A 23,752-nucleotide genomic window follows, 5' to 3' on the forward strand; every position below is an offset into this window, starting at 1 on the left:
CGGGGGTTCACCACGCAACGAGCCCGACCCCGCACGCGATTGCGTTAATGAGCGGGGAAGCGAGCCGAAGGCGAAGCTTCCCCGGCGAGATCGCGAAGCGATGCAGCAATCGCAAAACCACGGTCACCGAAGCGAGCCGCCAGGCGAGCGTAGGTGGGCCGGGGTTTCTGTAAACACAGCCGCCAGGCGAGCGTAGGTGGGCCTGTATTTCAAATAACAAGACTCGGGCGCTGCTGAACAACCCCCCGACTGTTCAGCAGCGCCCGAATCGCTCGTCGCTGGATCCCACCCCCCCGGTACGGGATCCGGCGACTCTTGACCCGGTGGTCGACATGCGATCACCAGATCTCCAGTTATGTCTTCGCGGGGAACCGCACGGCGATTCGACTCGCCGTCCGCGCCCCACTGAGAACATTAGAGGGGTCGGAAGGCCCCTTGGGAGGGGCACGGGGTGACCCTCGATGAACGGTGTGTAGTTGTCGTTGTACGCAGAGTAGTCACACGACGAGCGGTCGTCCGGGCGCGACGAACGGTTCGGGGGTGGAACGGGAACGGTCCAGCCGGGGCGGAGGCGCCGGAATTCTCCCACGTCAGCGGATGACGATCTCCTCGGGAAGGTGCAGGCGGGCCATGGCACGGTCGGCCCGGCGCGGGACGGTGCGGCGGGTCAGCAGCGACACCGCGACCATCACCGCGAACGCCACCGGGACGATGACCAGCGCGGGACGGGTCAGCATCGCGCCCGTCCACCCTCCCCCGGGCCCCACGAACAGGCCCACGACGCCCGCGATCACGGCGAGGCCGCCGCCGACCACCAGGCCCGCGCCCGCGCCCGCCGGTGTCAGGCCGCGCCACCAGATACCCAGCAGCAGGAGGGGGCACAGCGAGCAGGCCGAGACCGTGAGCGCGAGGGTGACCAGCCCCGCCGCCCCCTGGGGGCCGACGCGCCAGACGACGGTCAGCGGGACGGCCAGCGCGAACACCGCGCCGAGGCGGAAGGCGCCGATGCCGCCGCGCAGCAGGAGGCTCTGCGACGTGGTGCCCGCGATGGCGACCACGATGCCGCAGGACGTGGAGATGAACGCGGCGAAGGCCCCCGCCGCGATCAGCCCCGAGAGCAGCGCGCCCACCATCCCCGGGACGAGGCGCTGCGGCAGCATCAGGATCGTGGCGTCGGTGTCGCCGGTCATGAGGAGCTCGGGCGTGTAGAGCCGTCCCATCGCCCCGTACAGGGCCGGGAACACGTAGAACAGCGACAGCAGCACCGGCACCATCGCGGCCGTGCGGCGCGCGGCCCGGCCGCAGGTGTTGGTGTAGAAGCGCATCAGGATGTGCGGCAGACCCACGGTGCCCAGCAGGACGCCGATCATCCCCGAGTAGGCCGAGTACAGCTCGTGGCCCGCGCCCCGCCCGAAGGGGGTCGCCCAGGTGACGCCGTCCTGCACCGGCAACCGCTCGACGTGCGGGACGCCCGCCCCCGCCGGGAAGACCAGCTCGGACTTCTCCCCCACGACATGGGGCCCGGCGGTGAGCATCAGCTCCGTGCCGTCGCGGTCGACGCCGTCCAGCCGTCCCCGGACGGTCACCGGCGTCGCGGCGGTGACCTTGACGGCCGCCTCGGCGTGCACCTGGACGGTGGTCGCGCGCTCGAACACCGGTGGACGGTCGGCGGCCGGGTCGCCGGGGTCGTCCAGCCGCCACACGGCCAGCAGCGCGATCGCCGGGACCGCCACGGCCAGCAGCTTGACCCAGAACTGCACGGCCTGGACGGCGGTGATGCTGCGCATGCCGCCCGACAGCACCAGCGCCAGCACCACGGCGACGACGACCAGCCACCCCGCCCAGACGGGCGCGCCGGTCAGCACGCGCAGGGTGACGCCCGCGCCCTGGAACTGGGGCAGCAGGTAGAACCAGCCGATGAAGCAGACGCAGGCGGTGACGATCCGCCGGACGGCGAACGAGCCCAGCCGCCATTCGGCGAAGTCGGACATGCTGTAGGCGCCCGAGCGGCGCAGCGGCGCGGTCACGAACGCCAGCAGCAGCACGTAGCCGGCGACGGCGCCGACCGGCAGCCAGAGCATGTCGGTGCCGTAGGCCAGCACCAGCCCGGCGGTGCCGAGGAAGGCCGCGGCCGAGATGTACTCGCCGCTGATCGCCGAGGCGTTCCACAGCGGGGTCACGCCTCGGGAGGCGACCAGGAAGTCGGAGGTGGTGGGGCCGGGGCGGCGGCGGCCTCGGGCGCCCAGCATCGTGACCATGCCAAGGGCGGCGACCAGCGCGCTCAGCGCCATCGCCACGATCATGACGATCACCGCCGGCCCACCATCCGGACGAACTCGCGCTCGGTGCGCTCGGCCCGGCGGACGTGCAGGAACGCGGCGGCGATCCAGACCGGCTGGACGCCGCCGATCAGGATCACCCACGACAGCGGGACGCCGGACACCCGCGCCCGCGACACCGGCGGCGCCAGCGCGAACAGCAGCGGCAGCCCGACCACGACGAGCAGCACCAGCGCGCAGGTCACCAGGGCGGTGCGCAGCTGCGCGCGGATCAGGGCGCGCGCGTAGACGGTGCCGAGCTCGGTCTGCTGGTCGAGGTCGTGCAACAGATCCCAGCCCGCGTCCGGGCCCGGCGCGGCGACCGCGCGCGCCCGGCGCGTACGGGGGCTGGACACCAGCACCCGCTGCCCCTCACTCATCCCGCTCACCGTCGGCGTGCTCGGCATGGCGGAACCGCCGGACGAGCAGGTCGCGCACCTCGCGCGTGTGGCGGCGGCTCACCGGCAGCAGTTCCTGCCCCACCTGGACCGACGCCCGCCCGCCGTCGAAGCGCAGCTCGCTGATGTGCGCCGAGGCCACCAGCGTGCTGCGGTGGATGCGGATGAACCCGGCCTCCTCCCAGCGGCGGGCCAGCACGACCAGCGGCATCCGGACCAGGTAGCTGCCGTCGCCGGTGTGCAGCCGGACGTAGTCGCCCTGGGCCTCCACATGGGTGACCGCGCGCCGCGACACCAGCCGGGTGCGGCCGCCGAGCTCGACCGGGATCATCTCGTCCTCGTCGGGCGGGCCCGGCGTGCCCTCCCCCGGCGGGACGGCCCGGTGCACCGCCTCGTCCACCCGGCGGACCGCCTCCGACAGCCGCTCGGGGCGCACCGGCTTGAGCAGGTAGTCGAGCGCGCCGAGCTCGTAGGCGGTCACGGCGCAGTCGTCGTGGGCGGTCACGAAGACCACCTCGGGCGGCTCGGCGAACCCGGTCAGCAGCCGGGTGAAGTCGAGACCGTCCAGGCCGGGCATGCGGATGTCGAGGAACACCGCGTCGAGGCGGTCGCGGGACACCAGCATCCGGCTCAGGTCGCGCAGCGCCGACGGGGCGTCGCCGGCGCAGGCCACCTCCTCGATGCGCGGATCGGCGCGGAGAAGGTAGGTCAGCTCTTCGAGGGCGGGGACCTCGTCGTCGACGGCCAGAACGCGCAGCATACGAGGACAATGCCTCGATTACGGCCCGTGTGCAATCGGTTTCGCCAGGTAGGCGTGGTGTCGTTTCGGCACGCCCCGGCAGCGGTCAGTCCGGGAACACTCCGGGCCTGTACTTGGGAACCCGCAGGTTGACCTTGGTGCCCTCGCCCGGGGCGGTCTCGACGGTCAGCCCGAATTCGTCCCCGTAGACCTGCCGCATTCTCTCGTCGACGTTCGCCAGGCCGATTCCGGCGCCGTTCGCGCGGCGCTCGCGTCCCGTCCCGAATCGGCCCTGCCGGTCGCCGGGGGCGGCGAGGATCTCGCTCAGCCGCTCGGGGTCCATGCCGACGCCGTCGTCCTCCACGCTGATCGTCGCCTCGGGCCCGGAGTCGCGCGCCACGATCCGGATGTGGAACGACTCGCGGGTGCCCTCCATCCCGTGCCGGATGGCGTTCTCGACCAGCGGCTGCAACGACAGGAACGGGACCGCGACCGGCAGCACCTCCGGCGCCACCTCCACGCTGAACTGGAGCCGGTCGCCGAACCTGGCCCGCTCCAGCAGCAGGTAGCGGTCGATCGAGCGCAGCTCGTCGGCCAGCGTGGTGAACTCGCGCGGGTTGCGGAACGAGTAGCGGGCGAAGTCGGCGAAGTCGAGCAGCAGCTCGCGGGCGCGCTCGGGGTCGGTCCGGACGAACGAGGCGATCGTGGTCAGCGAGTTGTAGACGAAGTGCGGCGAGATCTGCGCCCGCAGCGCCCGCATCTCGGCCTCGGCGAGCCGTGCCCGCGACGAGTCGAGCTCGGCCAGCTCCAGCTGGCTGGACACCCAGCGCGCGACCTCGCCGACGGCCCGCACCCGGGCGGCGGACGCCCCCGGCCCGTAGGCGGCCAGCGTCCCCTCGACCCGTCCGTCGACGGCGAGCGGGGCGACCATCGCGACGCGGATGCGGCAGTCGGGGTCGTCGCACGCCAGCGCGCTGGGGGCGACCACCCGGGGCCGTCCGGTCGCCAGGACGGGATGCGCGTGGTCGAGCGCGCCGTCCGCGTGCCGGTCGCCGCCCGCGCCGTCCCACACCAGCAGGCGTCCGCCGTCGGGGTCGCCGGTGTCGTCCGGGTCGGCCGCGACCAGCGCGACGGCCTCGGCGCCGAGCAGGATCCGCAGATGGCGCGCGGACTTGCGGGCCGAGTCGCGGGTCAGGCCCGACCGCAGCGACGGCGAGGCCCGCGAGATGGTGTGCAGGGTCGCGAACGTCGCCTCGTCGGCGAGCGTCCCGAACCCCTGGCGCCGCGCGCGGACCCTGCGGTGCAGCGAGAGGCCACCGGCGACGGTGGCCGCGAACGTGGCCGCAAGGGGAACGCAGGCGAGCGCATCCAACACGGATGGTACGGCCATGGGAACTCACCGTAACGGTACGGGACGCCGTGCGCAGCGGATTCGGAACTGTCCCGGACGCCCTACGGCGGCGATTCCCCGTCGTCCTCCTGGTAGGAGTAACGCTGCTCGCGCCAGGGGTCGGCCACGTTGTGGTAGCCGCGCTCCTCCCAGAACCCGCGGCGGTCCTTGACCAGGTACTCCACGCCGCGCACCCACTTGACGCTCTTCCACGCGTAGAGGTGCGGCACAACGATCCGGATCGGGTAGCCGTGGTCGGGCGTGAGCCGCTCACCGTTGCGATGGGTGGCGAACATCGTGCCCTCGGCGAGGAAATCGGAGATGCGCAGGTTGGCGCTGTAGCCGTACTCGGCCCACACCATGACGTGGGTGACGTCCTCGTGCGGCGGCGCCAGCTCGGCCAGGGCCGAGCAGGCGATCCCCTCCCACTCGTTGTCGGGGATCGTGAACTTGGTGACGCAGTGGAAGTCGGCCACCGCCTTGGCCCGGGGCAGGCCCTCGAACTGCTCCCACGTCCAGCGGTGCTGCCCACCCGAAGCGGTGGCGCCGAACACGCGGAATTCCCAGTCTTTGGGACGGAACTTGGGAACGGGCCCGTAGTGGAGGACGGGCCAGCCGCGGGGGATGTACTGCCCGGGCGGCAAGGGCCGTGGTTCTGGAAAGGACTGCTCCGGTGACGACATGACGCGGCCATCCTGCCATCAGGCGTGAGCTGAGCCATATTCGGGGGTTGGCGTCCGTAATACGGGATGCATGGGTTACTCTTTGGGGCATGCGCAACGTTGTGTATTTCTTTTGGTACGACCAGCCCGGGAGGCTGGTCTGCCAGACGCTGCGCTGACAGACCACATGGCGACAAGCCCCGGGCCTCTGGCCCGGGGCTTTCGTCGTTTTCAGGGTGTTTTCGCGGGGCGCACGGCCCCGCATCACGAGGAGAGGCAACATCATGGTCGTCGTCATGGCCCCGGAGGCCACCGAAGCCGATATCAACGCCGTCGTCTCACTGGTCGAGACGGCGGGCGGCGACGCCTTCGTCAGCCGCGGCGTGGAACGCACGATCGTCGGACTGGTCGGCGACGTCCAGCAGTTCGGTTCGCTCAACCTGCGCGGGATGCGGGGCGTCAGCCAGGTCGTGCGGATCTCCGTCCCCTACAAGCTGGTGAGCCGCGAGAACCACGCCGAGCGCTCGGTCGTGCGGGTGGGCGGCGTCCCGATCGGCCCCGGCACCATGACCCTGATCGCCGGTCCGTGCGCGGTCGAGACCCCCGAGCAGACCCTCCAGGCCGCCCGCATGGCCCAGGCCGCCGGAGCCACCCTGCTGCGCGGCGGCGCGTTCAAGCCGCGTTCGTCCCCGTACGCCTTCCAGGGGCTCGGCGAGGCCGGGCTGAAGATCCTCGCCGACGTCCGCGCGGAGACCGGAATGCCGGTGGTGACCGAGGTCGTCGACGCCTCCGACGTCGCGCTGGTCGCCTCCTACGCCGACATGCTCCAGATCGGCACCCGCAACGCCCAGAACTTCGCCCTGCTCCAGGCCGCGGGCGAGGCGGGCAAGCCCGTGATGATCAAGCGCGGGATGAGCGGCACCATCGAGGAGTGGCTGATGGCCGCCGAGTACGTCGCCCAGCGCGGCAACCTCGACATCGTGCTGTGCGAGCGCGGCATCCGCACCTTCGAGAAGGCCACCCGCAACACCCTGGACGTCTCCGCGGTCCCGGTCGCCCAGCGCCTCTCCCACCTGCCGGTGATCGTCGACCCGTCGCACTCGGGCGGCAGCCGCGACCTGGTCCTGCCGCTCACCCGGGCCGCGATCGCGGTCGGCGCGGACGGGGTGATCATCGACGTCCACCCGCACCCCGAGACCGCCCTGTGCGACGGCCCGCAGGCCCTCGTGGACGGCGACGTGCGCGAGCTGGCCAAGGTCGTGCGCACCTTCCCGCCGCTGGTCGACCGCACCCTGACCCAGGCGCCCGACACCGTCCCGGCCTGACCGGCCGCCTCGCGACGCGGCGGGCCAGGGCCCGGCTCGCCGCACGCTGGTAAGGTCACGACCATGGCGTACTGGACCCCCGATTGCGGGCCGCCCCGCTCCTGACCGGGGCGCGGCACCTTTCTGAGTCCTTCTGAGACCCGGCGCGAGACGCGCCCGGTCCTGCTCTCGCGCGCCCCGGACCCGGATCACCTCATCCGATTCGAGTTCAGGAGCGCACCTCCATGTCCGTTGGCACACCCCGGCGAAGCACGCCCAGAACCTCCCCGCTCCGCGCGGGCGGCAGCACCGACATCCTCGTCGCCGCCTGCCTGTGGGGGACGACCGGGACCGTCCGCACCTTCGTCCCGTCGGCGTCCAGCCTCTCGATCGCCGCGCTGCGGATCGTCCTGGGCGGCCTGATCCTGCTCGTCCTGGCGGCCTGCACCGCACGCGCCGCGGGCCTGCGCGAGCTGGCCGCCCGCCGCTCGCACTGGGCGCCGCTCGCCGCGGGCGCGATCGCGATCATCATCTACCAGGCCGCCTTCTTCAGCGCCGCCGCCCGCACCGGCGTCGCGATCGGCACCGTCGTCACCCTCGGCAGCGCCCCCGCGTTCACCGGCCTGCTCGGGCTGGTCACCCGCCGCTCGACGCTCACCGGCCGCTGGTGCCTGGCCACGGCCGGCGCCGTGACCGGCTGCGCCGCCCTGATCGGCGGCGGCCAGGACGCCGGAGCCGACCCCGTCGGCATCGGCCTGGCCCTCCTGTCCGGCCTGTCCTACGCCGTCTACACCACGATCGCCTCGTCCCTGATCACCGACGGCCAGGAGGACCGGGCCGTGGTCGGGGCCCTCTTCGGCCTGGCCGCCCTGATCATGACCCCCGTCCTCCTGTGGGACTCCCCCGGATGGATGACGTCCCCGTCCGGCGCCCTGATCGCCCTCTACCTCGGCGCGGTCACCACGGGCGGCGGCTACCTGCTGTTCGCCCGCGGCCTGCGCACCACCCCCGCCACGACCGCCACCACCCTCACCCTCGCCGAACCCGCCGTGGCGGCCGTGCTGGGAATCATCGTCCTGAACGAACACCTCGGCCCCCTGGCGCTCACCGGTCTGGGACTCCTGGTGGCGAGCCTCCTCGTCCTGGTGGCACCGACCCGCCGCTAGCCGCTTAAGGGCCCCCTGGCAACGCCCCCAGGGGGCCCGGATTGGTCACCCGAAGCACCAGAGAAAATGGCTCGAACCACTCGCCAAGGGGCGGTCCTGGCATGGATGATGTCGCGCATGACATCCGGCGAAGGAGACGCCGGTGGGCGCCTGTTCCGCGAGAACCTGCACGGCGTCGACCCGGTCGCCGCGGTCATGGAGGCGGACGCCCGCCGCTCCATCGCCGCCTACCCCGAACTCGTCCTGGTCGGCTCGCTGTTCACCTCGGCCGAACGCGTCCCGGCCGGGTGGCAGATCCTCTGCCCGTGCGACCCCGTCACCCAGGGCGCTCGCGAACTGCTGGCCGACCACCTCGACGACCGCGCCTCCCTCACCGAGGGCGGCCGCGGCCGCGAACTGCGCGCCGCCGCCCGGAACCTGCGCCTGGAACCCCTGGACGAGCTCCGCTCGGCGGGCCGCCGCTTCCGGATCATCCGCGTCGACCAGCTCGTCCGCTCCGGCCCTGACGGCCCCGAGCCGCCCCGTCCCACCGACCTGGACCCGCACCCCCACGACGCCCGCAGCCGCTACCCGCGCCCCTACGAGCTCCTCCCGGACGGCCTCCCCGACCCCGACATCGCCTCGGCGGCCCTGCTGACCCGCCTCCTGGAGCCCACCCCCCTCGACCCCGAGCACGACCAGGTCACCCCGGTCCTGCTCGCCCCCGCCTTCACGGTCGCCGAGCGCATCCAGGGCCGCTGGTGCCCCGTAGGCCGCCAGCACGAAACCCCCCAGCAGGCCCGCGACTCCCTCGCCACCTACTTCCGCCACGTCGTCCCGGCCATCGAATGCCCGTCCGCCGAGACCCGCGCCGAGTACGCCGAGGCCGCCGACTCCATCTCCGACGTCACCCGCCGCAACGGCATCACCGTCGCCGGCCGCCGCTTCCGCGTCGTCCGCATAGAACGAGCCGCCCTCTCCGGCCCCGACGGCCCCGAACCCCCCAGACCCACCGACCCCCACTAGGTCGTCACGCGCTGACGGGCGTCTCCGGTGCGCCCAGGGCAGCTTCCGCTCCAGCTGAGCGGCGACGCGCAGCAGAAGGTCCTCGCGACCGTGGGCGGCGACGAGCTGGACACCGACGGGCAGTCCGCCGGGGGTCCAATGCAGCGGCAGCGAGATCGCGGGCTGTCCCGAGTAGTTGTACGACTGGACGAAGTGCATGATCTCACCGTCCAGCGCGGGCCGGCTGGGCACCTCGCCGAGCAGCGACGACGGCGCGTAGCCCGTGGGCGTGAGCAACAGATCCCACCCGTCGCGCCGCCACCAGTTCTCCAACCGCGACTGGTAGCCGCGGATGTGGTCGAGACCGGCCATCAGGGCGACGCCGGTGGCCGCCTTGCCGCGACCGAACTCGACCGCCCCCCAGGTCTCCGGCTGGAGGTCCTTGTCGGTCAGCTCCCGGCCGATCCACCGGCCGAACGCGTCGACCTCGGACACGATGGAGGCGTCGGGGAACCTCGCCGCCATCCGGTGGACGTGCAGCCCACCGGCAACAACGCTCGTGGTGGAACGGCCGAGCTCGGCTCAGCCAGCACGGGCCGCGAGACGAGGGGCTCTGTTCAGCGAGGAGCAGTACCGTCCTGGTGTTCGGCTTCCAGGAGTGCGAGCAGTCCGGGAAACCTGCTCTCGACGTCCGCGCGTCGTAGGCGGATGCCCTTGCGGTTGCCGTAGTCGATCTCGTCGATGAGGCCTGCTTCGCGCAGGACCCGGAAGTGGTGGGTCTGGGTCTGCTTCGAGATCGAAAGACCGAACGAGTTACAGCCTCGCTCTCCGTCGGTGCGATCGGCGGCCAACTCCGTCATCACCGAACGACGGTGCTCGTCAGCGAGAGCGCGAAGCACCGCGCCCAGCTCAAGCGCATCGACCACTGGACCGACCAGGTTCGTTCCGGCCACGGACGCCTCCTTCAGGTACGACTTGCATCGTACCTCAGGGGCGTGCTCTACTCGCCGAGTACGAAAATGATCGTACCTAGATGGCGCACGCTCCGAGAGGTCTTGTCATGAAGAAGCCCGAGGTGCTGATAGTCGGTGCCGGAATCGCCGGGCCCGCGCTCGCGTACTGGCTCGCCCAGAAGGGATACCGGCCGACCGTCGTCGAGCATGCCCGGCAGCTGCGCTCCGGTGGCAGCGCGATCGTCGTGAAGGGGCCCGCGATACCGGTCGCCGAACGTATGGGCATCCTTCCGCGGCTGCGCGAGCTCGCCACCCGCAATCGGTCGCTGACCCTGCTCGACCCGGCAGGCAAACGAGTCCTGCGACTTCCCTCCTCCTCGGGAGGCTCTCCGACGGTCGAGGTGACCCGGGCCGACCTGTCCGAGGTACTCCACCGGTCGGCGCGGGGTGAGGCCGAGTTCGTGTTCGACGACACGGTCACCGCACTCGATCAGGACGAAGGTGGCGTCGACGTCACCTTTCGACGGTCCGCGCCACGGCGTTTCGACTTGGTGATCGGTGCCGATGGGATGCACTCCACCATACGGCGTCTGGTGTTCGGGCCTGAGCGGCAGTTCGTGAGCGACCTGGGTCTGTACGGCGCGACCGTCCCGCTGGAACCCGACGCCATCGACGACCCGAGCGAGCTGACGATGCTGACCGTGCCGAACCGGATGCTGGTCGTCCACCCCTCGCGCACCACGCCGCTCGCGATCTTCACCTTCCGGGCCGCACAGCCGGCGCCCCACGACCGCAAGAACATCGCCCTCCACAAGCAAACCGTGGCCGACACCTACGCCGACGTGCGGTGGCGGGCGCCGGAACTCGTGGCGGCGTACCTCGACCACCCGGCCCCGTTCTTCGACCCCCTGACGACCGTCCGGATGCCCTCATGGTCCCGCGGACGGGTCGTACTGCTCGGGGACGCGGCGGCGGCCACAGCCCTGCTGGGCGACGGATCCAGCATGGCGATGGCAGGGGCGTATGCCCTAGCGGAAGAACTCGCAGCCCACCACGACGATCACGCCCGCGCCTTCGCCGCCTACGAGTCGCGGCTCCGCCGCGAAGTGCGACCGCGGCAGCGACGCGTCGGCCTGCTCTCCAGACTCATGGTGCCCCGCACCCGACCAGGCCTCGTGGTACGCAACACAGTGGGCCGCGCGGTCGGACTCACGAACCGGATCACCTCTCGCGAAACCGCAAACGGAAAGACCATGTAGCAGTTGGATCCCCATTACGGATTCGCCTCACGCGCGAACCGGTCTCCGTGGTGCTGGCGGTCTGGGATTCGTCCGACGCCATGCCCCAGGCCCGGCCCGTGGTCGAACTGGAGCCCGAGGATCTGGATCTGTCCCCGGCCAACTTCGACAACAACGGTGGGTGGGGACTCCCGCTCGTCGAGGCCCTCGCCTGCCAATCCGGCGTCACCCGCACCCAGCCGCACGGCAAATGGGTGTGGGCCCGCCTGAAGTGTTGAGTCCCGAGGGCTCCAACGCTTGTCGGGGGTGTGGGGGGCGGAGCCCCCCACCTTGGGGGTTTGGGGGCGGGAGGCCCTGATGGGGCTGTCCGAGCGGTAGCGAGGGGCTCGGTGGGTTAGGCGCCGTAGATGGGGCGGTGTTCTTGGGCTGAGGTGACTAGTTGGTCGGCTAGTTCCTCGTCCAGGCGCTTTTCGATTTGGCGGAGGTCGTCGATTTTGGCCTTGGTCTCGGCTCGGCGGGGGGCGAGCATGGTGCAGCAGTCCTCGTCGGGGAGTTCGGAGATGGTGAGGGTGCGGATGCGGCGGGCCTGGTCCATGATCTCGACCTTGTCCATGCCGACGAGGGGGCGCAGGATGGGGAGCTGGACGGCGTCGTCCAGGGCCGTGATGTTGGTGAGGGTCTGGCTGCTGACCTGGCCGAGGGCGTCGCCGGTGATGAGGGCGGTGCCCTTGAGGCGGCGGGCCAGGAGTTCGCCGGTGCGGAGCATGAGGCGGCGCTGGGCGATGACGGCCAGGCGGTCGGCGCCGGAGGTCTTGATCTGCTGCTGGGCCTTGCCGAAGGGGACGACGAACAGGCGCGAGCCGCCCTGGAACTTGTCGAGCTCGCGGACCAGGGCGTAGGCCTTGTAGATCGACTCGGGGCCGGTGAAGGGCATGCCCGAGAAGTGCAGGTAGTCGACGCGGAGGCCGCGGCGCATCATGCGGTAGGCGGCGACCGGGGAGTCGATGCCGCCCGACATCAGGACCAGGGCGCGGCCGCTCATGCCGGCGGGGAGGCCGCCCTGGCCGGGCAGGCCGCCGGAGAAGACGAAGACCTCGTCGCGGTCGACCTCGATCGACAGGGTGGTGTCGGGGTTCTTGAGCTGGACCTTCAGGCCGTACTTGTCGTTGATCTTGCCGCCGACCTGGCGGTCGAGCTCGGTGGAGGTGAGCGGGAAGCGCTTGTCGCGGCGGCGGGAGCGGACGGCGAAGGTGCCGGTGCGTCCGGCCATCAGCTCCAGGGCCGCGCGCTCGACGCTCTCGACGTCCTTGCCGACACGCCAGGCGCGGTGGGCCCAGACGATGCCCATGACGTCGGTGATCCGCTCGGCCAGGGCGTCGACCGTCGCGACGTCGGCGTCCTTGGTGCGGACGATGAAGACGCCGTGGCGGCGGATGACGTCGACCTTCGCGATCGGCCGGACGGCCGTGCGGACGTTGTCGGCCAGCCGCCGCTCGAACAGTTCGCGGTTCTTGCCCTTCAGGACGACCTCGCCCAGCTTGAGCAGGACACACGGTTCACCGTCGACCGGCGTCCGTTCACCGGCGGCCGGGGTCACGGTGTCGAGCGTGGGCATGCGGGATCCTCCAGGAAAGGGTGAGAGCGGGCCCTCTAGTCTGACCCACTGACGCCAACACCGCGACCTCCTGGGGTGTTCCCGTCAGCCGAAGAAGACCTCTGCCTCGGAATAGCGCTCCAGCGGGACGGTCTTGAGCTCCTTGGTGGCCTCGTCCAGGCCCACCCGGACGACGTTCGTGCCCTGGAGGGCGACCATGGTGCCGAAGTCGCCGTCGCGGACGGCGTCGATGGCGTGCAGGCCGAAGCGGGTGGCCAGGACGCGGTCGAAGGCCGTGGGCGTGCCGCCGCGCTGGATGTGGCCCAGGACGGTGGCGCGGGCCTCCTTGCCGGTGCGCTTCTCGATCTCGTCGGCCAGGCGCTGGCCGATGCCGCCGAGCCGGACGTGGCCGAACGCGTCGCGCTCGCCGGTCTGGAGCTCCATCTGGCCGTCGATGGGGTGGGCGCCCTCGGAGACCACGATGATCGGGGCGTAGCGGGTCTTGAAGCGGCTCTCGACGTAGGCGACGACCTTGTCGATGTCGAAGGGCCGTTCGGGGATCAGGATGACGTTGGCGCCCGCGGCCATGCCGGTGTGCAGCGCGATCCAGCCCGCGTGGCGGCCCATGACCTCGCAGATCAGGGCGCGGTGGTGGCTCTCGGCGGTGGTGTGGAGGCGGTCGACGGCCTCCATGGCGATGTTGACGGCGGTGTCGAACCCGAAGGTGAGGTCGGTGCCGTTGAGGTCGTTGTCGATGGTCTTGGGGACGCCCACGATGTTGACGCCGCCCGCGTACAGTTCGCGCGCTACGCCGAGGGTGTCTTCACCGCCGATGGCGATCAGGGCGTCGACGCCGAGCCCGGCGAGGTTGTCCTTGATCCGTTCGACGCCGCCCTCGACCTTGACGGGGTTGGTGCGCGAGGAGCCCAGGATGGTGCCGCCGCGCGGCAGGATGCCCCGCACGGCCTGGACGTCCAGCGCCACGGTGTCGCCCTCGAGGGGGCCACGCCATCCGGCCCTGAAGCCGACGAACTCGTACCCGAAGACCTGCACGCCCTTGCGCACGACGGCGCGGATGACGGCGTTCAGACCGGGGCAGTCCCCGCCTCCGGTCAGCACTCCGACGCGCATGCCTTCTCCCTGTCCAGACACCGTGCTCCTCCCTGGATTCCTGCGTCCAGACTAGTCGTCACGGCAGGCCCGCACAGGGCATTCGCCGGGCACCCCGGCGTGCCGTATTGGACTAGACCACTCAGCGTGGTCCGAAGACTCTGGTCCGTCCCAGGATCTGCACCGCGATCCCGCGCGGGACCCGGCGGACGGCGGCGCGGCGGCGGCGCGGCTCGCTCGTCCCGTCGTAGCGCCAGCGGGCCTCGGTGAGGGCCAGTTCGAGGGTCGCGGCGGCGTCCAGCCGGTCGCGGTGGGCGCGGGCGAAGTCCCAGGCGTCGCGGACCGATCCCCGGGTCGGACGTTCGGCGGCCCATTCCGCGAACGCCCGGTGCCACCCCTCGCCGAAGGACGCGGCAAGGGCGGGCCAGGCGCCCGCGACCACGCCCGCCCGCTTGCGCAGGATGCTCCCGGCGGCGGCCCGGACGCCGCCGGCGTCGAACCCGGGCGGCAGCGGACCACCGGACGTGATCGCCAGCACCAGCGCCTCCTGCGCCGCGGCCAGGTCGGGGTCGAGGACTTCGGTCATGTCGCGGTCTCCATGCTCGCGGCCGCCGCGATGGCGTCGAGCTCGGCGCGGAGCTCGGCGGCGGGCGGGTAGCGGCCGTCGCGTTCCAGCAGGAAGCCGGGTGGACGGCGGCGGACGCACAGCTCCTCGATCAGGCCGAGGACCTCGGGCGGGACGGGCGCGGTGTGCGTGTCGTGGTAGCGGCCGCCCTCGTCGACGCCGCCCGCGACGTGGCAGTAGGCGATGCGTTCCAGGGGGAGCCGGTCGAGGATGTCCATGGGGTCCTGGCCCCGGTTTCGGGCGTTGGCGTAGACGTTGGCGACGTCCAGGAGCAGGTAGGCGCCGGTGCGCTCGACCAGTTCGGTGAGGAAGTCGCCCTCGGTGTACTCGGCGTCCGGCCAGTCGAACAGCGCGGCGATCGGCTCGACGGCCAGCGGGACGGGCAGGCCGTCCTGCGTCCGGCGGATGTTGGCGGCGAGCACGTCGAGCGCGGCGCGGGTGCGCGGGACGGGCAGCAGGTGCCCGGCCTCGACACCGCCCGCCCTGACGAACGCGACATGCTCGCTGACCAGCGGCGAGCCGAAGATCTCGGCGCAGCGGGCCAGCTGCTCCACCCGTTCGGCGGCGACCGGCTCGGCCCCGCCGAGCGACAGCTTGACCCCGTGCGGGATCACCCGGACGCCGCGGTCGCGCAGTTCGGTCAGGGCGGGCGGCGGATGGCCGGGATGGACGGACTCGGCGATCACCTCGGTGAAGCCGAGCCCGGGCAGCTCGCGGACGAATCCGCTGATCTCCGGCCGCCAGCCGATGCCGACCCCGAGCGGCGGAATTGTCATTTCCAACCTCCTATCAGCCGCCGCAGCCGCCGCCACCGCCGCCACCGCCACACCCGCCGCCGCCACCGCTGTCGCCGGAGCCGCCGGAACCGCTGCTCGACCCGCCGCCCGAGACGCTGTGGATCTCCGATGCCAGGGCGAACTCGGGGTCGATGCTCATCAGGGCGGCGCCACCGAAGAGCGCGACACCGAACGCGGCGCCGTGCGCACCGTAGGTGGACCAGGCGGGGGAATTCCTCGGGTTCAGGTGGTCGTAGCGCTCCCGGGTGTCGCGTACCGCCTTCTCACCTGAGCGGGTCGCGCGGAACGGATCCCAGAGCATGCAGAGCAGGGCGATGCACAGGAGCCCCAGGACGATGCCCAGGAAGGTGTAGGGCTTGTCGTTGTCGATGGCCGCCTGCACCCGGAGGCCGCCCACCCCGATCAGCAGCACCAGCGGGATGAGGGCGAGCCTGCGCGCCTGCCGTGCGGCGGGGCCCATGGCCAGCCGCTCCCGGACGAGAGAATCGTTCAACTCGCGGAGCGCGGCCCGGACCTGACGCTTGCGGCGCAGACCGCCCACCTTGGTCTCGCGCGAGCCGGCGATCGTCTGGTGGATCGCCTGGTCGATCGGTGTCATGTCGCCGCTCGGCGCGGCGCCCGTCGCCGTCACCCTGCCCTTGGACGACACCGCGATCGCGCCCTCGGTGCGCAGGACGGCCAGCGCCGCGTGGACCACGCGCTCCGCGCCGTCGTCGAGGTATCCCGCCTCATACGGGTGCAGGTCGCGAGCGCGGTTCTTTCCGCCCCGGAACACGCCTCGCAGCATCATCGTCAGTATCAGCGTGACGACCGCCGCCGGAACGTACAGCATCCAGAGAAAGGTCGGTCCGGCGATACCCCATGTGTCCCCCGCCGCTGCCATGTTCATGGCTTCTCCTGTCGACTCACCCCGTTGTCGTTGTCCCCACTACCTAGATGCGCGAGCCGCCCTGTCGGTTCAATCCCGCAGGACGTGTTCATCCGCGCGTCAGTTCCCACCACCACCACCGCCGCAGCCTCCCCCGCCGCCTCCGCACCCGCCGGAACCGCCGTCGGAGCCGCCGTCGAACCAGCCGCTCCCGGACGTGGCCGACACGTCGTCCGCCATCTTCCTCATGGCCGCGTCGAACTTGGTCGTCTTCAGGAATTCGAGGTCGACCTGATCCGCCACCGCGGCACCGTGCAGGGCGACGCCCAGGGCCGTGACGGCCGGGCCATACGTCGTCCAGGCCGGGGACGCCGACGGGTCGAGATGGGAGTTCTCCGCGCGCGCCTTCGCCACGGCTTCGCGTCCCGAATCGAGCACGACCGGACGGCGCGCGGTCAGCGTCCAGGCGCAGGCGCCCAGGAGAAGGGCGGAGGCCAGGGTCAGGACGACCCATCCGGCCGAGAGGGGTCCGGAGCCGAGCACCGCGAGGGCCGCGCCCGCCGCGCACAGGAGCCAGGCCGGCCACACCGCGCGCAGGAGGCGGGCCTGCTCGACGGCCCCCGCGACCAGGCCGTCCCGGACCAGGCGGTCGTGGATCGCGGCGACCGCGCTGCGGACGGGTGCGGCGTTGGCGGCCGCGGCCACGGTGGGCGCGGTGCGCAGCGACACGGCGCGGTGCAGCTCGCGATCGAGCGGCTCGGTCGCCGTGCGCGGCTCGGCGCGCACGGTCAGCCGGCCCTCCCCCGAGGCGGCGAGCGCACCGTCGGCCGAGAGCGCGGCCAGGGCCGTGGCGACGGCGCGGTACAGGCCGCCGTAGAGGTAGGCGATCTCGTAGGCGTGCAGCTCGCGGGCCACAGGTCGCCCCCGGGTAGTGCGAGCGCGAACGAACACGGCGGCGGCCACGGCAAGCACGGCCGCTCCCGCATACGACAGCAGGATCAGCGGCGCCCCGATGCCCCAGAGTTCACCCTCGACTGAGAAAAGGTCCATGCACGTCCCCCGTTCACTTTTGGTCCATTAAGGCCAAAGCGGGGTTCGTGCACAGCGTCATATGACGCAGAAGGTGATCATTCTTGGTCGAGGCCCTTCTCGATCGCGTAACGGACGAGCTCGACCCGATTGTGGAGCTGGAGCTTGCCGAGGGTGTTCTGGACGTGGTTCTGCACCGTGCGGTGCGAGAGCACCAGCCGCTCGGCGATCTGCTTGTAGGTCAGGCCCTTGGCGACCAGCCGCAGCACCTCGGTCTCGCGGTCGGTCAGGCGCGGGGTGTCGTCGTCCTCGCGGCGGGGCGCGGAGGCCAGCCGCCGGAACTCGCCGAGCACCAGCCCGGCCAGGCCGGGGGTGAAGACCGCGTCGCCGTCGCCGGTGCGCCGCACCGCGTCGAGGAACTCCTCGCGCCCGGCCGACTTGAGCAGGTAGCCGGTGGCGCCCGCCTTGACGGCCTCCAGGACGTCCTGGTGCTCGCCGCTGGCCGACAGGACCAGGACCCGCACCGGCGGTTCGGCCGCGACCAGCTGCCGGGTCACCTCGACCCCGCTGATGTCGGGCAGTTGCAGATCCACGACGGCGACCTGGGGGCGCGCGGCGGCGGCGATGCGGACGGCGGTCCTGCCGTCGCCCGCGGTGGCCACCACCTCGTGCCCGGCGTCGGCGAGGTCGCGGGCGACCGCGTCGCGCCACATCGGATGGTCGTCGACGACCATGACCCTGAGGTGCCCGGAGGCGGCGTCGCTCACGGCACCAGCCTAGGTCAGGATCCGGCCGGCACGATCATCTCGATCTCGGTTCCCTGGCCGGGCGCCGAGACGATCTCCACGGTGCCGCCGAGGTCGCGGATCCGGCCCTTGATCGACTGGGCGACGCCGAGCCGGCCGTCGGCGGCGGCCTCGGCCAGGCGCCGGGGCGGCATCCCGGGCCCGTCGTCGCGGACGCTCACGATGACCTCCCCTGCCCCGTCGTCCTCCAGCAGCACCCACGCCCGCGTGCCGTCGCCGCAGTGGCGCCGGACGTTGTCGAGCGCGGCCGCCACGGCGGCCTCGACCTCCCGGGCGGTGTGGCCGGGCAGCTCCACCGGCGTGGCCGGGGACGACACCGTCACGGTCGTGGACGCCAGCGCGCCCAGCAGGGTGCGCAGGTCGAGCCGCTCCCCCTCCGCGCGGACGGGCGCGGCCGGGACGGAGGTCCCGGAGCTGATCAGGGCCCGCAGCGCCGCCTCCTGCTCGCCCGCCAGGCGGCCCAGCTCGGCCGCCTCGCCGCCCAGCTCGCCGCCGCGCCGCTGGACCATCGCCAGGACCTGCAGGACGGAGTCGTGGATCCGCCGGGCCAGCCGCTCGCGCTCGCGGGTGGCCGACTCCAGCTCCACCGCCCGGGCCAGCCGGGCCTCGGCGTCGCGGGCCAGCTTGACCACGTGGCCGACGACGAGCCCGGCCAGGAACAGCAGGACGAGGCTGTTGAGCGTGTAGGGCAGCCGCTCCTCGGTTCCGGCGATCATGTGGATCAGCACGTTGGCCAGGGCCAGCACGGCGGCCGCGACGATGCCCAGGCGCTTGCCGCCCGAGACCGCCCAGCTGAGGATCACGGCGGCGACCCACGAGACCGTCAGCGTCGGCTCGCCCCGGGCCAGCCGTCCGGCGTCCTCGATCCAGGCGGTGGAGACCAGGCAGCCGGTCGCCACGGCCAGGTCGGCGAGCAGCAGGGTCCGGCCCCGGCGGCGCTCGTCGGCGAAGGCGAACGTGGCGTAGGCCGTCCAGGCGGTCATGACGCCGAGCACCACCCAGCCCGCGGCGGGGTACTCGTACCGGTCGAAGTTCTTGATGATCAGGAAGGCCGCGAAGAGCAGCGCGGCCCACCGGAAGAAGGCGACCGCGCGCCACAGCGCGACCTCGAGGCCCATGTCCGCGTTCTCCCCGCGGAGCCCGGTCGCCGTGCGGTCAGTCGTCCTCATCGACCGGCCGCGGCGTCTTCCCGGCCATCTCCGCCTTGACCTCGGCCGCGTACCGGTCGACGTACTCCTGCCCGGAAAGCTCCCTGATGGCACGCATGATCTCGTCGGTGACCTCGCGCAGCACCGCCCGGTCGTCCTCCTTGCCGTAGAAGCGGGAGAAGTCCAGGGGCGGGCCGAACCGGACGCCCGGACGCACGCCCAGCCTCGGGTAGGGCTGGCCGGGCGGCATCAGCTCGAAGGTGTTGACCATGGCCATCGGGACCACCGGGACCTTCGACTTCAGCGCCAGGCGGGCCGCACCGGTCTTGCCCCGGTAGAGCCGGACGTCCGGCGCCCGGGTGCCCTCGGGGTAGATCCCCAGCAGCTTGCCCTCGCCCAGGATGCGCAGGCCGGTGTCGAGCGCGGCCTCGGCCGCCGAACCGCCCGTCCGGTCGACCGGGACGACCCCGACCCCCTTCATGAACGCCTTGCTGATCAGGCCCTTGAGGCCCGTGCCGGTGAAGTACTCGCCCTTGCCGATGAAGTAGATCGGGCGCCGCAGCGGCAGCGGGCCGAAGAAGTGGTCGGCGAACGAGAGGTGGTTGCCCACCAGCAGGGCCGGGCCCTTCTGGGGGACGTGCCTCATGCCCGAGTTCCTCGGCCGCCACAGCAGGTACATGATGGGCGTGAGGACGACCCTCAGCAGGATCCAGAACCAGAGCATGTCGGCACCTTCCTCCGGCCGCATCCTGGGTGCGGCGCTGCTTTCGCTCCGACGACGGGGGGCGATGGGTCATCTTCCCACCACTCGGGGTGTGCGCCCACACCCGCGCCCGGCGCACCTTTCCCCCACCGCCCGTCCGTGCGGACGGGTGGCGGGGGAACGTAGGCTCTCCGGAGGGAATCTCAATCGGGTGTGCCCGGGGGGCTTGTTCCGGGCGGCCCAGCGAATACCGTGGGACACACGTTTCGGGGTGTCCGGATGTGCCGCCGCGTACCGCGGGCGTCACGCCGGGCACACGTCAATCGGGGAGCGGAGGCCGTCATGCCGGTGCTGTCGGTCACGCTGGAGTCGACGAAGGAGCCGGCCCCGTGAATCGCCGTGGCAATGGACTCTCAGCCGACGACTACGCGCCGCTGGTCGATCTCGCCCCGAACCTGGCCGACGCCATGCTCACGGCGTTGCGGGACGCGGGGGTGGCGGCCTACGCGGCGTCCGCGCAGGAGCCCGCCGACTTCGCCACCGAGCTCGGCGGCGGTGGTGAGGCGTCCGGCGGCGTGGCCGAGGACGACGCCCTCGACCGCCTGTACGTCGACGTCGAGCTCAAGCCCACAGCCGAGGTGATCCTCAGGGCGCACCTGGCCCGGCTGCGCGACGCCGGGGCCCGCCGCTCCGACGGCGAGGACGCCGACCCGCGCGACTACCCCGGCGACACGGCCGAGCGCGACAGCGACCCCGAGACCGGGACCGGCCATCCCGCGGGCAAGGGCGACTCCGCCGCGGGCACCGCCGAGCGCGACGAGGACGCCATCTGGGCCGAGATCGTCGCGGGCTTCGACGCCGCGCCCGCCGAGGGCGAGCGCGTCCCCTGGCCCGACCAGGAGAACCTGGAGGAGCCCGCCGCCCCGCCCGAGGAGGGCGACGACCGCACCGGGCGCCTCCCCCGCGCCCGGGTGATCAAGGGCGCGGACGTCACCGACTTCCCGCCGGAGGACGAGGACGGGCACTACACGCCGCCTCCCCCGCCGCCGCTGCCCGCCGCCGACCCGCTCACCAAGGGCGCCTGGGTGGCCCTGATCGGCGGCCCGCTCTACCTGCTGATCACCGTGATCCTCGACTGGGACGTGCCCGGCTGGGCCGCCTTCTGCGCGGTCGCGGCGTTCATCGGCGGTTTCGTCACGCTCGTCCTGCGCATGGGCGACGAGCCCCGCGACCCCGACGACGGCGCCATCGTCTAGCGTCCCCTCAGGGAAGCCTCAGCTCGGCCCGGAGCGGGCGGTGGTCGGTGGCCAGGAGGTAGTCGGCCGCCAGGGCCTCGTCGTCGGGGACGCCGCAGGCGATCACCTCGATCTCCGCGTCGGCGAAGACCGCGTCGATGCGGCGGCGCGGGTCGCGGGCCGAGAAGGTCAGCTCCAGACCGGACGGCGCGACCTGGTAGGCGTCCTGGAAGCCCCCGGCGAACCGCGTCCACGACGCGCCGCCGGGTTCCTCGTTGATGTCGCCGGTCAGCACGACGGGCGCGCCGAACCGCCTCCGCGCCCGGTCGAGCAGGTCGACGACCTCGGCGGTGTGGGCGAGCCGGGGCTCGTCGGCCAGGTCGAGATGGGTGCTGGCGGCGATCAGCCGGGCGCCGCCGACCTCCAGGAAGGCGATCGCCAGCGCCCGGCGGTGCAGGCCGGGCGCCTTGGACAGCAGATGGAACTCGCGCCTGACCCGGCGCACCCTGGGGCCGGTGAACACCGCCAGGCCGCAGGCGCGCCGCCCGGCGGCGATGGACAGCCCGCAGGCCCGGGCCAGGCGGCGGCGCTGGCGGCGCCAGCCGAAGAAACGGGGCACCTCCTGGAGGCACAGCACGTCCGGCCCCAGGGACCGCACCACGCGCGCCACGGCGGCGGGGTCGTCCCTGAGCGACCTGATGTTGTAGCTGACCACCCGGAGCTCGGTCATCGCGGGGCCGTGGGCTAGATCCTGGCCAGATCGGCGGCGCCGACGATGCCGGCGGCCGAGCCGAGCTCGGCGATCCGGATCTCGGGCAGCGGACGGTGGCCCCGGCCGGTGAGCGCGTTCTCGAACGCCCGCCTGACCGGGTCGAGCAGCAGGTCTCCGGCGTCGGACAGGCCGCCGCCGATGATGAACGCGCCCGGGTCGAGGATCGCGGTGAGGTCGGCCAGGCCCTGACCGGCCCACCCGGCCACGATGCGGAAGCACTCCAGCGCGGCCTTGTCGCCCTCGCGGGCGGCCTGCGTCACCTCGGGGCCGCTGATGCCCTCGGGACGGCCGTCGCCCAGCTCCAGCAGCCGCCCGGCCATCGCCGGGGCGACCCTGGCCAGGTCGCGGGCCTCCTGCACCAGCGCGTTGCCGCTGGCGTACTGCTCCCAGCAGCCCCGGTTGCCGCAGCCGCAGCGGCGGCCGTCCGGCACGACCCGGAAGTGCCCGAACTCGGCGCCGATGCCGAAGCGGCCCCGGTACAGCTCGCCGCCCACGATGATGCCGGCGCCGATGCCCGTTCCGAGCGTGACCAGCACGATGAAGTCGTGGCCGCGCCCGGCGCCGAAGCGCGCCTCGCCCCAGGCGGTGGCGTTGCCGTCGTTCTCCACCACCACGGGGAGCCCGACCAGGCCCTCGACCTTCTCCTTGATCGGCTCGTCGCGCCACGCCAGGTTGGGCGCGAACAGCACCGACGAGCGCGTCTCGTCCACGAACCCGGCGGTGCCGAGCCCGACCGCGACGACCTCCTCGAACTTGCCCTTGAGCAGGTCGACGACCTCGGCGATGACCTCGGCGGTCTCCTTGGGGTTGGTGGACGGCGTGGGCCGCCTCACCTGCTCAAGGATGACTCCCTTGTCGTCGACCACGCCCGCGGCGACCTTCGTGCCGCCAACGTCCACGCCGATGGTCAGCGCCATGTACGCTTCCTCCTCCTCACGGCGCCCGTGCGGGACGCCTGTGCCGCCTCTAACCGAAGTCCACGGGGTCGCTGCCCGCGGACCGCCCGGCCCCGCCCCGAGGGCGGGTGCGCTCGTAGGCGGCCACCAGGTCGAACGCGGCCGCCAGCAGCGACCGCCCCGCCTGCCTGACATGCTCCCCGACGTCGGGGCCCGACTCGCGCGCCAGCGCCATGCCCCGGCAGATCGGGCAGTGGCGGCACTCCGCGGAGGCGGCGGCCGTGTCCGTGTGCTCGGGTTCCCGCGCCGTCGCCCGGCTCCACACGTCCCCGCCCTCGTCGCGGCCGACTCCCGCGCCCAGATCACCGAGCCTGCGGCGCAGTTCACCGGCCAGTCTGTCGGCGATCCTCGCCGCCTCGCCCAGGACGTCACCCGGCTGCTCGTTCATGTGACTCATTTTCCATCCGTCGTCGGCGTGAAACCGCATCGGCCCGCCGGTCGCGGCCCGGGACCCGTCCGCGCGCCCGGACCCGGGCACCGCCGGGCTCAGCTCTCGACGTGCCGCTTGAGGTCCTTGAGGGCGGAGTCGATGATCCGCTTCTGCCCCTTGCGCTTGACCATGCCGATCATCGGGACGCGCACGTCGACGGCCAGCTCGTAGGTGACCTCGGTCACACCGGCCTTCTCGGCCAGGACGTAGGAGCCGTGCAGGCCGCTGACCACGGTGCCCTTCTCGACCAGCTCCCAGCGGACGGCGTCGTCGCCGTCCCAGTCGTAGGTCAGCCCGACGGTGTCGCTGAACGGGCCGCCGTCGAAGGTCAGCCGCGCGCGGCGGGCCCGGCCGTCCTCGCCGGACTCCTGAACCGTGAACTCGCGGATGCCGCTCGCCCAGGTCGGATAGGCCTCAAGATCGGCGATCACCGCCATGATCTCGGGTTTTCCCGCCTTGATCGTGATGGAAGAACTCGTCCGGTCCGCCATAGATCCACCTTCCTCGATCCTCGCCCTTGAGCCCTC

At 72.3% G+C, this 23,752-nt stretch carries 25 protein-coding genes and 1 pseudogene; 6 read left to right on the forward strand and 20 right to left on the reverse strand.

Going from position 1 to position 23,752, the window contains the following annotated elements:
• Window positions 1-590 precede the first annotated feature (590 nt).
• The 5 genes from ACQPY4_RS27455 to ACQPY4_RS27475 all read right to left on the reverse strand — a co-directional run bounded on the left by ACQPY4_RS27455 (window position 591) and on the right by ACQPY4_RS27475 (window position 5,528).
• Window positions 591-2,303, reverse strand: coding sequence for a sodium:solute symporter family transporter (locus ACQPY4_RS27455; RefSeq protein WP_433339046.1), 1,713 nt, complete (start codon window positions 2,301-2,303; stop codon window positions 591-593).
• A gap of 5 nt (window positions 2,304-2,308) precedes the next feature.
• A complete protein-coding gene (locus ACQPY4_RS27460) occupies window positions 2,309-2,698 on the reverse strand; it encodes a hypothetical protein (protein ID WP_433325527.1) in 390 nt (129 codons plus the stop codon).
• Window positions 2,691-3,476: a LytR/AlgR family response regulator transcription factor gene (locus tag ACQPY4_RS27465; protein ID WP_433325529.1), complete on the reverse strand. Its 786-nt coding sequence runs from the start codon at window positions 3,474-3,476 to the stop codon at window positions 2,691-2,693. The genes ACQPY4_RS27460 and ACQPY4_RS27465 overlap by 8 nt, the downstream gene beginning before the upstream one ends.
• 85 nt (window positions 3,477-3,561) lie before the next feature.
• Window positions 3,562-4,845, reverse strand: coding sequence for a sensor histidine kinase (locus ACQPY4_RS27470; RefSeq protein ID WP_433325531.1), 1,284 nt, complete (start codon window positions 4,843-4,845; stop codon window positions 3,562-3,564).
• 62 nt (window positions 4,846-4,907) lie between these two features.
• On the reverse strand, window positions 4,908-5,528 hold the full coding sequence (locus tag ACQPY4_RS27475) for a sulfite oxidase-like oxidoreductase (RefSeq protein WP_433325533.1): 621 nt from the start codon (window positions 5,526-5,528) through the stop codon (window positions 4,908-4,910).
• Window positions 5,529-5,791: 263 nt separating this feature from the next.
• Between ACQPY4_RS27475 and aroF the strand changes: the two genes are divergently transcribed.
• The 3 genes from aroF to ACQPY4_RS27490 all read left to right on the forward strand — a co-directional run bounded on the left by aroF (window position 5,792) and on the right by ACQPY4_RS27490 (window position 8,982).
• Window positions 5,792-6,832, forward strand: a complete 1,041-nt coding sequence (gene aroF / locus ACQPY4_RS27480) for a 3-deoxy-7-phosphoheptulonate synthase (protein ID WP_433325535.1) — start codon at window positions 5,792-5,794, stop codon at window positions 6,830-6,832.
• A 224-nt stretch (window positions 6,833-7,056) separates the two neighbouring features.
• Entirely contained in the window at window positions 7,057-7,977 is a 921-nt protein-coding gene (locus ACQPY4_RS27485) for a DMT family transporter (protein ID WP_433325537.1), read from the forward strand.
• 117 nt (window positions 7,978-8,094) lie between these two features.
• The gene (locus ACQPY4_RS27490; protein ID WP_433325539.1) at window positions 8,095-8,982 is read left to right on the forward strand and encodes a DUF5954 family protein; all 888 of its coding nucleotides are present in this window, start codon (window positions 8,095-8,097) and stop codon (window positions 8,980-8,982) included.
• A gap of 129 nt (window positions 8,983-9,111) precedes the next feature.
• Here the strand turns inward: ACQPY4_RS27490 and ACQPY4_RS27495 are convergent.
• Both ACQPY4_RS27495 and ACQPY4_RS27500 read right to left on the reverse strand, forming a co-directional pair.
• Window positions 9,112-9,486: pseudogene (locus ACQPY4_RS27495) on the reverse strand (hypothetical protein); the annotation flags it as partial.
• A gap of 92 nt (window positions 9,487-9,578) precedes the next feature.
• Window positions 9,579-9,914: an ArsR/SmtB family transcription factor gene (locus ACQPY4_RS27500; RefSeq protein WP_433325541.1), complete on the reverse strand. Its 336-nt coding sequence runs from the start codon at window positions 9,912-9,914 to the stop codon at window positions 9,579-9,581.
• Window positions 9,915-9,994: 80 nt separating this feature from the next.
• On the opposite strand from ACQPY4_RS27500, the gene ACQPY4_RS27505 reads away from it, so the two are divergent.
• Window positions 9,995-11,173, forward strand: a complete 1,179-nt coding sequence (locus tag ACQPY4_RS27505) for an FAD-dependent monooxygenase (protein WP_433325543.1) — start codon at window positions 9,995-9,997, stop codon at window positions 11,171-11,173.
• Window positions 11,174-11,220: 47 nt separating this feature from the next.
• Window positions 11,221-11,430 (forward strand): hypothetical protein, encoded by a 210-nt coding sequence (locus ACQPY4_RS27510; RefSeq protein WP_433325545.1) that lies wholly within the window; start codon window positions 11,221-11,223, stop codon window positions 11,428-11,430.
• Window positions 11,431-11,546: 116 nt separating this feature from the next.
• Here ACQPY4_RS27510 and thiI read toward each other — a convergent pair whose 3' ends face one another.
• The 9 genes from thiI to ACQPY4_RS27555 form a co-directional block, all read right to left on the reverse strand.
• Window positions 11,547-12,767 carry a tRNA uracil 4-sulfurtransferase ThiI gene (gene thiI, locus ACQPY4_RS27515; RefSeq protein WP_433325547.1) on the reverse strand — a complete coding sequence of 407 codons (1,221 nt, stop codon included), beginning with the start codon at window positions 12,765-12,767 and terminating at the stop codon, window positions 11,547-11,549.
• 84 nt (window positions 12,768-12,851) lie between these two features.
• Complete coding sequence (locus tag ACQPY4_RS27520) at window positions 12,852-13,877, reverse strand: 6-phosphofructokinase (protein ID WP_433325549.1); 1,026 nt, start codon at window positions 13,875-13,877, stop codon at window positions 12,852-12,854.
• 121 nt (window positions 13,878-13,998) lie between these two features.
• Window positions 13,999-14,442, reverse strand: coding sequence for a hypothetical protein (locus tag ACQPY4_RS27525; protein ID WP_433325551.1), 444 nt, complete (start codon window positions 14,440-14,442; stop codon window positions 13,999-14,001).
• Entirely contained in the window at window positions 14,439-15,257 is an 819-nt protein-coding gene (locus ACQPY4_RS27530) for a DUF692 domain-containing protein (RefSeq protein WP_433325553.1), read from the reverse strand. Before ACQPY4_RS27530 ends, ACQPY4_RS27525 begins: the two co-directional genes overlap by 4 nt.
• A 13-nt stretch (window positions 15,258-15,270) precedes the next feature.
• Complete coding sequence (locus ACQPY4_RS27535) at window positions 15,271-16,110, reverse strand: TIGR04222 domain-containing membrane protein (RefSeq protein WP_433325555.1); 840 nt, start codon at window positions 16,108-16,110, stop codon at window positions 15,271-15,273.
• 156 nt (window positions 16,111-16,266) lie between these two features.
• Window positions 16,267-17,196, reverse strand: a complete 930-nt coding sequence (locus ACQPY4_RS27540) for a TIGR04222 domain-containing membrane protein (protein WP_433325557.1) — start codon at window positions 17,194-17,196, stop codon at window positions 16,267-16,269.
• 77 nt (window positions 17,197-17,273) lie between these two features.
• The gene (locus tag ACQPY4_RS27545) at window positions 17,274-17,909 is read right to left on the reverse strand and encodes a response regulator (RefSeq protein WP_433339048.1); all 636 of its coding nucleotides are present in this window, start codon (window positions 17,907-17,909) and stop codon (window positions 17,274-17,276) included.
• A 47-nt stretch (window positions 17,910-17,956) separates the two neighbouring features.
• Entirely contained in the window at window positions 17,957-19,099 is a 1,143-nt protein-coding gene (macS, locus tag ACQPY4_RS27550) for a MacS family sensor histidine kinase (protein WP_433325559.1), read from the reverse strand.
• Between the two features lie 37 nt (window positions 19,100-19,136).
• Window positions 19,137-19,853: a lysophospholipid acyltransferase family protein gene (locus ACQPY4_RS27555; protein WP_433325561.1), complete on the reverse strand. Its 717-nt coding sequence runs from the start codon at window positions 19,851-19,853 to the stop codon at window positions 19,137-19,139.
• A gap of 368 nt (window positions 19,854-20,221) precedes the next feature.
• On the opposite strand from ACQPY4_RS27555, the gene ACQPY4_RS27560 reads away from it, so the two are divergent.
• On the forward strand, window positions 20,222-21,088 hold the full coding sequence (locus tag ACQPY4_RS27560; RefSeq protein ID WP_433325563.1) for a hypothetical protein: 867 nt from the start codon (window positions 20,222-20,224) through the stop codon (window positions 21,086-21,088).
• Window positions 21,089-21,095: 7 nt separating this feature from the next.
• Here ACQPY4_RS27560 and ACQPY4_RS27565 read toward each other — a convergent pair whose 3' ends face one another.
• The 4 genes from ACQPY4_RS27565 to ACQPY4_RS27580 form a co-directional block, all read right to left on the reverse strand.
• Window positions 21,096-21,797: an endonuclease/exonuclease/phosphatase family protein gene (locus ACQPY4_RS27565; protein WP_433325565.1), complete on the reverse strand. Its 702-nt coding sequence runs from the start codon at window positions 21,795-21,797 to the stop codon at window positions 21,096-21,098.
• A 14-nt stretch (window positions 21,798-21,811) separates the two neighbouring features.
• The gene (locus ACQPY4_RS27570) at window positions 21,812-22,756 is read right to left on the reverse strand and encodes an ROK family glucokinase (protein ID WP_433325567.1); all 945 of its coding nucleotides are present in this window, start codon (window positions 22,754-22,756) and stop codon (window positions 21,812-21,814) included.
• A 49-nt stretch (window positions 22,757-22,805) separates the two neighbouring features.
• Complete coding sequence (locus ACQPY4_RS27575; RefSeq protein WP_433325568.1) at window positions 22,806-23,183, reverse strand: hypothetical protein; 378 nt, start codon at window positions 23,181-23,183, stop codon at window positions 22,806-22,808.
• 98 nt (window positions 23,184-23,281) lie between these two features.
• Window positions 23,282-23,716, reverse strand: a complete 435-nt coding sequence (locus tag ACQPY4_RS27580) for an SRPBCC family protein (protein ID WP_433325570.1) — start codon at window positions 23,714-23,716, stop codon at window positions 23,282-23,284.
• Window positions 23,717-23,752: the final 36 nt, after the last annotated feature.

This window comes from Spirillospora sp. CA-294931 (assembly GCF_050946795.1).
Lineage (GTDB): Bacteria > Actinomycetota > Actinomycetes > Streptosporangiales > Streptosporangiaceae > Spirillospora.